The organism is Bartonella sp. CE47NXGY (genome assembly GCF_042195415.1).
Classification (GTDB): domain Bacteria; phylum Pseudomonadota; class Alphaproteobacteria; order Rhizobiales; family Rhizobiaceae; genus Bartonella.
The window spans coordinates 1,927-17,106 of sequence record NZ_JBHIOI010000007.1; the positions used below are offsets into that span (position 1 = coordinate 1,927).

Consider the following 15,180-nt stretch of genomic DNA (forward strand, 5'->3'; position numbering starts at 1 on the left):
TACCCTGAATTGTGTAAGTTGGTGCTTTACCATTAGATACATCTGCACCACCACCAAAATATTGTGATGTATTTTGACTTACACTTGCAACGTCCCGATTAACCTGCTCCAACTGCGCAAAATTCACTGCATCATCAGGTTCTTCCCCAGCTGCCACTCCTGTAATCTGCTTATTGCCAGCATCAATACCATCCACAGTTATTTTAGCCCCATCAGCAAACAAAATGCCATCATCACTGATAGAGCTTCTCCCAGCGGTAACTCGTTCCACTGTAATATTATTAGCTAGATCAAATGTTACATTATTGTTTTCCCCACCTTTTGTAATCTTAAGGTTGTCACTTGCAGCCGACAAATCTACAGTATCTTGTACACCAACAGCTTTAGCATTTTTACCTCCAACAGATAGTGTCCAACCTTGGTCTACGTATTTTTGTAATGATTTTAACTGTGCAACATTAACGGCATCAGTGTCGCCACTACCAGCTGCCACTCCTACAATCTGGCGCGTTTTTTTTGATTTAGCATCACCAACACTCACTGCACCTAGCGTACTCGCCCATATCATGTCGTCAGAATCTGAAGGGCCTTTAGTTAAAGAATTATACCCGATAGCGCCAGCAGCAACATCAGCCACAGACTCGCTCCCAAGAGCAACACCCTTATGCTCAGTCGCTCTTGCATCTGAACCAATCGCTATCGAAAGATCTGTTTGAGCTTGAGCACCATAACCTATAGCAATTGCTTTTTGTCCACCTGCAAGTGATTTGTTACCGAATGCAATACTATCAACGCCTTTTGCTTTTGCACGCCCACCAATAGCAATCGTATTGCTTGCTACTGCTTCAGACGCAACCCCTATAGCAATACTTGCTTGTCCACCTGCAAGTGCAGCAATACCAAAAGCTTGTGATCCCCCAAACTTTGCAGTTGCAGCCGCTCCAAATGCTGTTGAATAATGCCCCGTTGCGGAAGATCCACACCCAGTTGCAAAAGAATACACACCATAAGCTTCAGGCAGAACATTTGAAAGACCACCGGTTGCTTTTCCCATATATCCCCCCTTACCGGTCAGACCATCATCAACCCAATTAAGCTGAACCTTCGCCCAGTTAAAAGGACGCTTGCCATTAATCTCTTTATTCATAGAAACTCTTTCATATAGTTCCTCTGCAGTGATTTGGTTATTAGTACCTTGATTGCTTCCACCACGATCAACAACATTAAACACACCACAGTAATCCTTATCGCCAGCTAATACAATACTGCCATGGCTAGCGTATTGATAAGACACGCTAGGACCACTTGTACTTTGAACTTTATCACCTGTTATCGCAAGATTTGCAGCAACCACAGGAGAAACACTCGACAAGAGCGCCGCTATAACTGTTCCCAATGAAACAGCTTTAATCAAATTTGGTGTTGAATATTTTTTCATAATACCCCCTCATAACAATAGATTAAAAACACAAAAAAGGTGTGTTCTAGAGCTTTCTTATTTCCCTTGCGTGTTCCTGCTTTTACAGCGTGTTTTAGGACATAAATAAAATTAAGACGTAAGCTGTTGTTTCTGCAACGCCTTTAGAGGGTAATTAGGGGTAGGTTCGTGAAAGTCAATTTGAGGAAGGTAAAAAAATACTTAATATTAGAATGGATTTCATTTTTCTATCAAAGGTTGTGTGTCGTTTTTAGCTTTGATCTCTTTGAAAAAGGTATAATTTTTGTGCCTATTGATCATCCGCTTAGGCATCAGTTTATTTTTCGTGAATAAGCTCTTTTATTTCATTAGAGGATTTATGAAAGCTTTTTACTAAAATGCCCCATCTATATCCTTACTCATGGTAATGTGTCTCGTTGCTGTATCCTATTTTACAAAAATACTCACTGCTACTTGTTCTTTTATTCCCTTCAGTTGTGAAAAATTCACTGCATCAGTATTGCTAGTTCCTTCTGCAACATTTGTTACTTTTTTACTTGCCGCATTAATATTACCGGTGGTTATTTGCGGGACATCAGTAATTACTAAGCCTGTTGCATCGACTTTTCTTTTCTCTCCTAATGTTATGCTTTTCAATGCTATATCATTAGCCAAACCAAATATGAGCTTATTTTCATCGTCCTTATCTCTTTTAACCCTGAAGTTACTTCCTCCCGATGAAAAATTCATTGTACTATCTAGCACCCATATCTTTAGCTGCCTCACCAGAAATAGACTGTTTCCACTCTTTTTTTCTTACGACTTCTTCTAAATCTTGCAACTGTCTCAGGTTCACCGCATCGGCAGATTTGCTATCAGCTGCTACGCCTATAATTTGTCGCGTTATGTTCTTACTAGGAACACCAATATTTACTGAAACTTTCGTACTTTTCCATTGAGATTAGGTGTTTTTAGCCAGTCCTTGCAGAACAGACGTATCCCCAAAAACGCCAGCAGTCCTACCAGACACAGAGCTGTTCCCGATAGCCCCCCATCAACCATCACTTTAGAATAGGAACCTAAAGCGATACTTCCAACCCCTTTTGCTTTTGAATAGAAGCCCATAGAAATAGCTTCTTGAGCAAATGCTTATGTACGGATGACCAAGAGCAATCGAACCATATTCTAAAGCTTTAGAAACAGCTGCTACTACTGTTGAATAATCACTCTTCGAAAGAGTATAATCATTTTCCCCGTGTTCGCTCTTCTTATTATATTCACTACCTATTGCAATACTGCTTTTCTCTAAAGCGTAAGCCATATTGCCTACAGAAACGCTTCATTCTTTTTCCGTTTGCGCTCCACTACCCTAAAGCAATACTTGTGTTTGGAGTACGTTGCATATCTGTAGATCGTTGCATTATAAAGCATACGTTTAAAACTATACGAAAATAAAAGCTAAAACTGTCTTCTTTTAATAAAGGGTATATTCGTATTTACATTTCTTGAAGCATTTTAATAAATCAAAATAATAGCAATCAATTTTTTAAATCTTTACCATTAAGGTCTTTTATTCTCAAAAAAAGTTGTCATAGGCTTTTTATATTCGGATTTTATATAATTACGGGTGTTTTATACATTTAGAATAGCTTTAGAGAACTCTGGAAGAAAGTAAAAAATTTGCCCTTTTCTTCAATTAAGAAAAAGGCAAATCAATTTTATGGATTTAGTCGTTTATTAGTTGAGTATCACATTAACCCCTGTACTTATACCCCAGTGACCTCCAGAAGTGGTAATTGACAAGTTGGAACCAATATCACCGTTCTCTGAAGTATAACCTGCACCAAAAGCAAAAGCAGATTGACTACGCCATAAACCACTACCAAATGCGATTGTTAATTTTCCAGGAATATCACTATAGCGTAAACCAGCTACCGCTAAACCAACAGCTGCTGCTTGTCTTGCCTCTTTTCGAACATCCTCAACAGCATAACTTAATGTCGAAAACTTCATATCCGTATACGAATTAGCCCCACTAACTCCATCTTTTACAAGATGAGAAATTTGCTCATCCGTATACTTATTGGCACTTTCAAGCACAAAATCCATCTTATCTTTTAATTGACCACCATTAACCGCTTCTTTCGAATCTTTTTCAACCCTTCCATCGGCTACATTGTCTATTAATACTGGAGAACTGTCATCTCCACCAACTAATGTAACTTTATTGGTCTTTTTGCCCGTTTCTTTATCTTTATCGTATTGTACAGATCCCTCCGTAACTTTATTTTCAATATCCTTGACCTGATCTGTAATCATCTGCTGAGTTTCCCAAAGCTGTCCTCCATTCACAGCTTCTTTTGAATCTCTGTCTACCTTGCCATCCTCTACATTGATAATCTTACTTGGACTCTTAACACCCTGAGCATCAACATGAGATGCATCATAGCTTCCTTTTTCTTCATTCCAATTCAGACTATTCGAAGAGGTACCCTTTTCAACTTCTTTTATACGATCATTGATAGTGCTCATGCTGTCATTAACAACATCAAATGCTTCAGAGACATTATTACGCTCCTCTTTATCACCTTTCGTACCATCCTTATTAAAGACCTGAACAGTGAATTTTGGTCCTTGCCAGTTTCCTTCCTTATCATAACCAGCTCCTCCACCAAAATATGAGGCAAATGTCTGTTGAAGTGTATAAATCTGACCACCATTAATCGCATCCGTCGAATCTTCTGATATCTTTCCTTTCGCAAGGAACGTGATCTTGCTGTTTTCCTTTTTACCTTCTTCCTCATGCTGTGCTACAAACGCACCTGCATCATCACTCCACAACAACGCATTTTGCTCAATGTTGTCTGAAATCTCATTATGAAGATTCTTGAAAACCTTATTTACACCGGCAAACGCGGCTGCAATGCTATCATAATCCTCCTCTACAAAGCTTCCATCTTCTTGGAAAGTCATTATCTTGAAACCTGGAAGGACCCAGCCATCACCATCATACTTAGCATCACCACCAAAATACTTTGCTAGCGACTGATTCAGATCATAAATCTGTCCACCATTAACCGCATCACTCGAGCCTGATACTATAGAGCCAGCCGCAAGTGATGTGATCTTGCTTGCTTTTCTGTCATCACCTTTCCCATGCAGAGCGACAAAAGCTTTGTCACCATCGCTCCAAGATAAAGAATCTTGTGCAACTCCCTCTGAGACCTCCTTAATGCGAGCGTTCACATTCTTGATATTCTCATCAAGCCCTTTAAAGGCAGAACCAACATCGGTATGCGGTTTATCTGTTACTTCACCACCTTTATCAATACTAGATAAATTATAAGTTGGCCCTTTAAAAGCACCATCCTTAAATTCAGCATCTCCACCCAACAATTTTGCTATATCCATTGAAAGAATGTGAACTTGTCCTCCATTGATAACATCCGTTGAGTTTTCCGCAATCGATCCGGCGGCTACATTATGGAGCGCAACAGGTGTAGCATCCTTCCCTTTCCCAAAAGTTACATTTGTATAATCAGTTTGATTATCTGTTGTTTTATCGTAAAGAACAACAGAAGAACTATCCGACAGAAGGGTATCAGAAAGATCCTTCAAACCTTTATCAAATTGTTCTTTGTTCACAGCTTCATTGGCTTTTTCTGCTGCCTTTACACCAGAAAGAGTTCGATCCTTACCACCCTTGTTTGCGATATTGATTTCACTACCTTCTACTCCTTTACCAATGTTGATAACATCTTCATTTTTCGTAACAAGCAAATTACTGATTACATCGCTGATCGCAGTTTGAACCTTTGTGAAAAGTTTACCCACACCTGAAAATGCATCTGATACATTCTTATAGCTTGATTCAGCTTCAGTGCCATCATCATTGATAATTTTGAGCTTAAAATCAGGAACTTTCAATTCCCCATCCTTATATTCAGCGTCATCAGAAAAATATTTTGCAACCTTATCGCCCAGTGAATAAAGTTGAGAACCATTTACGGCATCCATCGATTCTTTCGTAATATCTCCTACAGCAAGCGATGTGATTTTACTTGCCTTTCTGTCATCACCTTCCCCATGCTGGGCAACAAAAGCTTTGTCAGCATCGCTCCAAGATAAAGAATCTTGTGCAACTCCTTCTGAGACTTCCTTAATGCGAGCATTCACATTCTTGATATTATCATCAAGTCCTTTAAAGGCAGAACCAACATCGGTATGAGATTTATCTGTTACTTCACCTTTTTCATCAATATTCGATAATTTATACCCTGGTACTTTAAAGTTTTTTCCATCAAAGGATACATCTCCACCTAAAATTTTTGATAAATCCCCAGTGATTGTATGAAGCTGACCACCATTAACGGCATCTGTCGAATTTGAGCTAAGATCTCCACCCGCAAGACCTGTTATTTTTTTACCTGCAGCATCAATACCATCCGCTATTACTTTGGGGCCATTTTCAATCGTTAAGCCCGTTTTATCTAAAGTGACGTCTTTTAATTTTACACTGTTCAATGTGACATCTTGTGCCAAATCAAATGTTATTTTTTTGTCTTTACTGTCTGTTGTATCACTATTTTTAATCTCAAAGTTTTTGCTTCCAGAAACCAAATTTAATATATCACCCGGCTGAAAGTTTGAAACAGCCTTATCATTAAGAGAAAGTGTCCACCCTTGTGCTACAAATTCCCTTAATTTTTTCAGCTGCGCAATGTTGACGGCATCAGTGTCTGCATAACCCGCTGCCACACCTGTAAGCTGTCGTGTTATCTTATTCGGAGTATCACCAATACTAAAAGCTCCTTGAGTGCTCTTCCATATCACACCATCATCCGTTGACTGGCTCCCTATGGAAGGATCATAGCCAACTGTGGACACTGAGTTACGAGAAACAGATTTATAACCCACAGCAACACCACCCTCAGAAAGTACTTGTACATTTGATCCTAATGCCATACTATTTTTAGCTGTTGCAGCTGAAAGTCCACCTAATGCAATACTATTTTCACCAGATGCATTTGCAAAACCACCTAATGCAATACTATTTTCACCAGATACATTTGCAGAACCACCTAATGCAATACCATTATCGGCAGTTGCACTTGAAAGCTTACCTATAGCAATACTTTCTTGCCCACCTTTTCCCTCACTGGCAGCAATTGTAATGCTCTCCGTTTCGGCATGCCATTTAAAAACACTATCATCGGCAGCTTTTTTAATCTCATTGTGAAGATTTACATAAGACTTACCCACACCTTCAAAGGCTTTGGCTACATTTGGAAAACTTTCTTCTTCAATCTCATTCGTCTCAGGATTTAAAGTTTTAATTTTGAACTCTGGATTATCCCATTGACCATTCGTAAATTTAACACCACCGCCTAAATATCCAGCTATATGGGTAGCTACAACATTCAACTGACTACCATTTACCGCCTCTTGTGAATCTGCACTAAGATCACCAGATGTAACACCCGTTACCTTTTTATTTCCAGCATCAATACCACCGGTGGTTATTTTCGGACCATCAGTAATTACTAAGCCCGTAGCATCGAAGGTATTTTTACCTGCCTTTACGCTCTCCAGTGCAATGTCTTGAGCCAGATCAAACTTTACTTTATTGTCCTCTTTGCCCTTTGTAATATTTAGGTTGCTACTTCCAGCGGAAAAATCTACCGCGCTATCCATAAGAACAGTGGTAGCATTTTTATCTCCAACAGAGAATTTCCAACCGTTTTGTCTTACAACTTGTTCTAAGTCCTGCAACTGTCTAAGGTTCACTGCATCGGTAACATTAGAACCAGCTGCTACGCCTGTAATTTGTCTGGTTATACCCTTACTATAATCACCAACACTAACTGAGCCCCGCGTACTTTTCCATTGCGCCTCAACGTTTGTTGCAGGCCCCTGCAACAAAGAAGTGTAGCCAAGCTCACCAGCAGCCCTATCGGATATAGAATCGCTTCCTAGAGCAACACCTGCCGCAACCGTCACATTAGAGCTAGCGCCTATAGTAATTCCCTGCAGCGCCTGCTCCTGTGCATATGCATTGTACCCCATAGCAATCGCTTCATTTGCATAACTATGTGCTTTACTACCGAAGGCTATTGAAAAATCACCTAATGAAACTGTTCTCTCTTTTTCATCATAACTATCGGTTAGAGAAGAGCCGATTGCAATGCTATTTTTAGTATCTCTACTCCTACCAGCTAAAGCAGTTAAGCCGATTGCAATCCCTTGGTCAGCCTTCGTCTGCGCTACCTGCCCGTAAACAATAGCATCATGAGCTTCTCCCTGAGCTCGTTCACCATGGACAAGAGGATTACCCAAATTCCCATCCCTAGTTATCTGATCTCCCGTTACAACTCTTGGAGTTAAAGCTGCTCTTGTTATTTTTTTACTTCCAGCATTCATATCAATTGAACGTATTGAATCGCTGGCTTCTGCCAAAACATTCACTATAGGACTATAATCGCTCACACCAGTAAGAGTTTTGGTTAAAAAATTTGCATAGTCATCAGCAGCACTTACCTTGGATGTCAAAGAAACATTCAGCGCTGTTAAATAATTTTCCTGTGATGCACTAGAAGAATCCAAATCATTCGAAAAAACAGGGGAAACACTGGCTAAAAGTGCCGCTATTGAAGTCAAGGATAGGACTTTAATAAAAGGAAAACGAGAAAATTTTAAATTGCTCCCTGCTAATTTTGTATATAATTTTTTCATAGTGAACTCCCCAATGAAAGAAATAACTATAAACACAAAAAAGACACATTTAAACGCTATAATGCCCTCTAAAATTGGTTTTTCTAAACGTATTCAAAAATTTAGTACCTGACTGAAAAGATAGAGAAGTTGTGTTTTAGGTTTTATGGTTAATGCGTTTTGCTCTTTTACATTTCCTAAGAAAGTAAATTTTTTTGTGGTGATTGGTTTTTTTTTACCTTTAAACTTATTGGTTGTTTTTTGCAAGGGGTAGAGTTAATTTAGCATATTGTTTTATAGCTTCTTCCAGTAAAGTTGAAATACATTTGAATGGAGATTTTTGTCTTAGTAGAAAGCTTTTTAATAGATTTGTAGAGAGCAAAAGGTTTTTTTATCTGTAGAGTGCTACAGATTTTTCAGATTTAAAAATTAAAGAAGAAAATAATAAACTTATAATTTATGAAAAAACTCATTATCTTATTTTGAAATAAGAGGTTCATTTTGTTGAAAGCGTCCGGTTTTTCTGTTTTTTAAACCTGTATTTATCGTTAGCGCTTATCAATTTATATATATTTTTTTACATACGTAACAACAATTCACCCCTGCCTCATGAGACAGGGGTGAAAAGGAATTTTTATGTATTTTGTTTATTATCAATTCAATGTCATATTGAATCCCGCACCTACACCCCAGTGACCTCCAGAAGTTGTTGCGGATATGTTAGAGCGGTATTTTCCATTTTCTGAGGTGTAACCTGCACCAAAGGCAAATGCAGACTGACTACGCCATAAACCAGTACCAAATCCAACGCTTAATTTTCCAGGTGTATCATTGTAGCGTAAGTTAGACACTGCAAGACCAATAGCCGCTGCTTGTCTTGCCTCTTTTTTCACACTCTCAATACTATAGTTTAAAACATCAAACTTCATATCTGTATATTGCTTAGCCCGATCAACAGCATCATCAATCGCATCAATCACAATATTATTAACCCGTTGATCTGTATACTGCTTGGATTCATCAAGAATAATCTTCATCTGTTCTTTAGTATAATCATGAAGTTGACCACCATTTACAGCCTCTTTCGAGCCTTTTTCAATTTTACCATCAGCTACATTATCAATCAGAACAGGTTCACTGGCATCCCCCCCCGCTAATGTGATTTTATTGGTTTTTTTGCCGTTTTCATCTCTATCATAACGAACAGCATCCTCTTCAATGCCGTCAACTCTATTATTGATGTTATCAACTTTGGCATCAATATTGATAACTGTATCACCAATATCAGCAATCGTATTGGAAATGGTATCAACTCTGTTGGTAAGATGCTTCACATCTTTTTCGACACCAGTGACACGTTCATTGGTTTCCCAAAGTTGCCCACCATTGACGGCATCTTTCGAGCCTTTTTCAACTTTACCATCAGCTACATTGATAATTTTATTCGGCTTTCCATCGCGACCAGCATCATAGGCTTTTTCTTTATCATTCCACTTTAAAGCATCTGAATCGACCTTGTTGATGACATCATCAATACGGTTATTAATATTTGACATATTTTTATTGACGTCACCAAAAGCATCAGCGACATTATGATGCTCTGTCTCAACAGTCGTACCATCAGCATTGACTTGAACAATCTTAAAAGTAGGATCTGTCCATTTGCCATTCTCATATTTGGCACCGCCACCGAAATAATTCGCAAGTTGGTTATTCGTGGAATAAAGTTGGTTACCTGTAATGGCATCTGTTGAACCTTGAGCAATCTCACCATCTAAAAGATACTTCAATTTGCTGTTTGTTTTCTTACCATCTTTTTCATGACGTGCAACGAATGCTTCTTCCTCATCATCCCACAGTAAAGCATCTTTAGAGAAATCTTCAATTTTCTGGTTAAACTCATTGGATACATTCGTTAAACGTTGATTCACATCTTGAACATTTTTATCAAGACCTGTTAAAGCATCACCAACATTGTAAAAATTAGCCTTCCCTACTTCACCACCTACAATAGCGGATAAAGTATATTTCAGCCCTTCAAAAGCACCGTTAATGAACTTTGCACCACCACCAAAAAACTTTGCAATATCTGCTGATATTTTATTAATCTGACTACCATTGATTGCATCGTTGGAATTTTCAGAAATGCTACCATCTTTTACGTTATGAAGAGCAACTGGTCCGTTGTTCTTATCGCCGCCCAAAGTTACACTACCATAATTAACACTATTATCGTCATTCTTATCATAGAGAACCGCAGCAGCAGTTACTGTCTCAATATCTTTAGAAATCTTATCTATGCTTTTATCAAGTTGGTCTTTGTTAACAGCTTCATCACCATTTTCTGCCTCCCGCACGCCAGAAATTTTACGTCCTGAACCACCAACACCTGCAATATTGATCTCAGTACCAGCGGTATCCTTACCAATAGTAATAATACCTGATGCACCTCCATCTTGCTTAACAAGACTATTTTTTACCACATCGGAAATCTTATTATCAATATTTGTGATAGAAGTATTAACACCTGTAAACGCTTCCGTAACATTATGATAGGTCTCCCCCTGAATAAGGAAAGCTGGTTCTATACCGTTCAATACATCTGCACTACCACCAAAATATTTCGATGTATTTTGAGCGACTGTTTTGAGATCATTGTTAAGAGTTGTAACCTTCTTATTCGTAGCAAAAAGCTGTGAACCATTTACCGCTTGCGTTGATGTTTGAGAAAGTTCTCCATCTTTTACACCGGAAAGTGTTCTTTCTTGCTTATCTTTATTTACAAGGCTGATTTCAGTACCACCGGTTGCTTTACCCACAGTAATAAGACCATCTTCTCCCTCCTGCTTTACAAGGCTATTTTCTGTTACATTGTTAATCTGATTATAGATATCCGTAATAGAATTATTGACACCTTCAAAAGCATCAGCGACATTATGATGCTTTTTCTCAACAATAGTGCCATCCTCATTACGCTGAGAAACTTTGAAAGTAGGATCGCTCCACTCTCCATTCTCATAGCGAGCACCACCGCCAAAATAATTCGCAATCTTATTGCCCATCTTATAAAGTTGAGAACCATTTATTGCATCTGTTGAATCTCCTGAAATATCGCCATCCGCAAGGAACTTAATCTTACTATCTGTCTTCTGTCCATCTTTTTCATGAAGTGCAACAAATGCACTCTCAGAACTGCTCCACAATAAAGCATCTTTAGAGAGACCCTGAATTTCCTCAGTAAAATTATTGACTACATGTGTTAAACGACTATTCACATTTTTGACATTCGCATCAAGCCCAGTCAAAGCATCACCAACATTTTCAAAGGTTTTCTGTTCTACCTTACCATCTGCAGAAACGGTAGATAAATTATACTGTGGTCCAACAAAAACACCATTTTCAAATGAAGTACCACCACCAAAGAATTTTGCAATATCTCCAGAGATTGTATTAATTTGACTACCATTTACAGCTTCCATGGAGTCTTTGGAAATTTCACCATTTTTTACACCTGCAATGGTTCGCTCTCCCTCAGTACCTGTAATATCAATTTTCGTACCGCCTTTTTCAGCACCAATAGTGATAAGCTTCTGATCTTCTTTCCATTTAACAAGACTATTTTCTGTTACATTATTAATCTGACTATAAATATCTGTGATAGAAGTATCAACAGCAGCGAAAGCATCCGTTACATTGTCGTGTTTTGTATTCTGAACCATAAAAGTTGGTTTGATACCATTAAGTATATCTGTCTCCTTACCACCAAAAAAATCCACTATATTAGTAATATAACTAAACAGCTGATGGCCATTTATTGCTTCTGTTGAATCGGAACTAACTTTTCCAACTGCAACGCCAGAAATAATTCGATCCTTGCCTTCAGAGTTGGCAACATTTATTCCAATACCTTCTTTTTGCGCACCAATAGTGATAAGCTTTTCGTCTTCTTTCCATTTAACAAGACTATCGTCCGCCACTTCTTTTATTTTCTCTTCTACTGTCTTCAACTGGTTAAGATTAACTGCATCCGTACCCAAAATACCGTCTGCCACTCTTCTAATTACTTTATCGCCCGCATCAATACCGCCATATGTTATACTTGGACCACGTTTAATCACCAAGCCATTATCAGTTATAGTAACTTCATCCCCTACTTTTATTTTATTAACTTTAATAAGTTCGTTTAAATCAAATGTTACCTCGTTATTATTGCCTCTTACAATTTTGAGATTTTTGTGGTCATCCTTATCTGCAGCAGCTACAAACTTTACTGTACTCCCAGCTTTAACATCTGTAGCTTCTCCGTCTTCAACAGCAAGCTTCCAACCCGTTTTAATTCCCGCTGTAACATCTTTCAGCTGCTTAAAATTCACAGCATCGGTATCATCAGTTCCGTTAGCAACTTTTGTGATTTTTTTATTGTAAGCATCAATACCATCAACAGTTATGCTTGGTCCCCCATCAACAAACTTAAAGCCATCGTTGCTCATAATGCTGTTGCCTGTCGTGACACTCGTGAGCTTAAGAGTATCATTCAAAGAAAATGTGACTTTGTTATTGTCTTTTACAATTTTGATATTTTTGCTTCCATCCTTACTCGCACCAGCAACAAGATCTACTGTACTCCCAGCTTTAACATCTGTAGCATTGTTACCATCAACAGAAAGTTTCCAGCCATTTTCTGCAAGTGTCCTTACCTCTTTCAACTGTTCATAATTTACAGCATCAGTATCGCCTTCTGCCTTAGCTACTCCTGTAATTTTTTTATCACCAGCATTAATACCATTCAAAGTTATGCTTGGTCCATTACCATCAATAAACTTAAAGCCCTCATCACTCATAATGCTGTTGCCTGTCGTGACACTCGTAAGCTTAAGGTTATCATTCAAAGAAAATGTAACTTTATTACTGTCTTTTGCAATTTTTATATTTTTGCTTCCGTCCTCACCCGCATCCGCAACAAGATCTACTGTACTCCCAGCTTTAACATCTGTAGCATTGTTACCATCAACAGAAAGTTTCCAACCTGTTGCCATCCCTGCTGTAAAGTCTTTCAACTGTTTATAATTTACAGCATCAGTATCTTCTTCCCCTGCCGCTACTCCTTTAATCGTTTTATCACCAGCATGAATACCATTAACAGTTATGCTCGGCCCATTACCATCAGTAAACCCAAAGCCAACAGCACTCATAATGCTTTCTCCTGCTGTGACAGTCATTACCTGAATATCATCAGCTAGATCAAACGTGACAGTGTTATCTTTATCTTTTTCGATCTTGATATTTTTTGCACCGTTATTGTCAGCTGACTGAAAATTTACTGTACCATTTGGACCAATAGCCGTAGCATTTCCACCGTTAACAGCAAGCTGCCAACTCGTTTTGGTTGCATCTTGTACAGCTTTCAGCTGTTTATAATTTACAGCATCAGTATCTTTTTCCCCATCTGCTACGTTTGTGATCTTTTGCTTGGCTGCATCAATACCATCAATAGTCATGCTTGGACCATCATTACCATTAATAAAAAAGCCGTCTACAGTCATGCGTGAACCGCTTTCACCGTTAACAAAAAAGCCATCATCACTCATCGTGCTTTGGCCTGTGGTGACTTGCGTCAATTTAAGATGATCATTTAAAGTAAATTCAATTTTATGCTTATTATCTGCAGTGTTTTTTGCAATCTTTAAGTTGTCTTTTCCCGCTTCTTTTTCACTTTTCACTGAAAAATCTACAGTATTGCCTGAATTCACATCTGTCGGATCGGTATCGTTAGCAGAAAGTTTCCACCCCCCTCCCCCTGCTATGATATCTTTCATAGCTTTTAGTTGCGCCACGTTTACCGCATCAGTATCTTCACTTCCAGCTGCAACCCCTGTAATTTGTCGTGTTAGCGTACCATTACCACGACCGCCAACTTCACCAACGCTAAAAGCGCCTGTGGTGCTCTTCCATGCTATACTGGTTTTTGTTGTCCCTTTACCTGTTACAGGATCATAACCAGCAACATTCTTGTCTCTATCAGAGATAGCCCCACCACCTACAGCAACACCATCTCTAACAAGCACTTGCGAATTTACACCAATGGCAACCGAATCTTCTTTTTCAGCATAAGCTTGCGTACCTATAGCAATCGCATTTTCAGCATTCGCGATTACTTTTCTGTTAGGATCATTTTCTTCGGTTCTGTCAGAGCGCCTGCCCCCTATTGCAATAGCACCTGAAGCTTTAGCTTCAGCATCTGTACCTATAGCAATCGTATAACTCTTTTCTGCCTTTACCTTTGTACCTAAAGCAATGCTATTTGTACCTAATGCAGTTGCAAGCCCTCCAATAGAAACTGAAGATTTGCCCGATGCTTCTGAGCCTACACCCATAGCAACACTTGCTATACCACTTGCAAGTGCGGAAACACCAAAAGCTTGTGCACCCCCTGCCTTTGCTGTCGCACCTGCACCAAATACGGTTGAATAATTACCCGTCGCTGCAGATCCACAACCCGTTGCAAAAGAATAAACACCATAAGCCTCAGGCATAGCACTAACGATACCGCCAGTCGGTGTCCCCATATAACCTTTAGTGGGATCACTTAATGTCCCATCACCAGTCCAAGTAACCTTTTCAGTGGTCGTGCCGTAAGGACTACGACCTCCAAAAACTTTCTCACCAATAAATCTCTCATATTGTTGCTCTGCGGTTATTCGTTGACTTTCACCAACTCTCTCTTGTTGTTTGCCGCCACGACCAATAACGTTGTCTACACCACAGAAATCATCATCACCAGCCAACACAACACTCCCATGACTACCGTGTGGATATGCAACACCAGTACCAGTTGTACTTTGACTCGCCCCTCCTACTATCGCAAGATTCGCCGCAAAAACAGGAGAAACACTCGATAAGAGTGTGGCCATTACCGTACTAAGAGAGACAACTTTAATTAAATTTGGTGTGGAATATTTTTTTTTCATAAGAATCTCCTCCTACAGAGTTCAACATCATCACAACGCGCGAAAACACACATGGCAAAACCCTTAGTTTGCGCACTTCAAAAA

At 39.0% G+C, this 15,180-nt stretch carries 4 protein-coding genes and 1 pseudogene; all 5 read right to left on the reverse strand.

Going from position 1 to position 15,180, the window contains the following annotated elements:
• A pseudogene (locus ACFIL3_RS03865) lies at positions 1–1,438 on the reverse strand (hypothetical protein); the annotation flags it as partial.
• Positions 1,439–1,864: 426 nt separating this feature from the next.
• Entirely contained in the window at positions 1,865–2,167 is a 303-nt protein-coding gene (locus ACFIL3_RS03870) for a hypothetical protein (RefSeq protein WP_375611461.1), read from the reverse strand.
• 180 nt (positions 2,168–2,347) lie between these two features.
• Positions 2,348–2,542, reverse strand: a complete 195-nt coding sequence (locus tag ACFIL3_RS03875; RefSeq protein WP_375681851.1) for a hypothetical protein — start codon at positions 2,540–2,542, stop codon at positions 2,348–2,350.
• Positions 2,543–3,154: 612 nt separating this feature from the next.
• A complete protein-coding gene (locus ACFIL3_RS03880; RefSeq protein WP_375681852.1) occupies positions 3,155–8,149 on the reverse strand; it encodes a YadA-like family protein in 4,995 nt (1,664 codons plus the stop codon).
• A 632-nt stretch (positions 8,150–8,781) separates the two neighbouring features.
• Positions 8,782–15,096, reverse strand: coding sequence for a Vomp family autotransporter (locus ACFIL3_RS03885; protein WP_375681853.1), 6,315 nt, complete (start codon positions 15,094–15,096; stop codon positions 8,782–8,784).
• Positions 15,097–15,180: the final 84 nt, after the last annotated feature.

What these genes read in the sequence shown, in the direction of transcription:
- ACFIL3_RS03870 (WP_375611461.1), bottom strand. Translation starts at nt 2,167, where the DNA reads ATGAATTTTTCATCGGGAGGAAGTAACTTCAGGGTTAAAAGAGATAAG.
- ACFIL3_RS03875 (WP_375681851.1), bottom strand. Translation starts at nt 2,542, where the DNA reads ATGGGCTTCTATTCAAAAGCAAAAGGGGTTGGAAGTATCGCTTTAGGT.
- ACFIL3_RS03880 (WP_375681852.1), bottom strand. Translation starts at nt 8,149, where the DNA reads ATGAAAAAATTATATACAAAATTAGCAGGGAGCAATTTAAAATTTTCT.
- ACFIL3_RS03885 (WP_375681853.1), bottom strand. Translation starts at nt 15,096, where the DNA reads ATGAAAAAAAAATATTCCACACCAAATTTAATTAAAGTTGTCTCTCTT.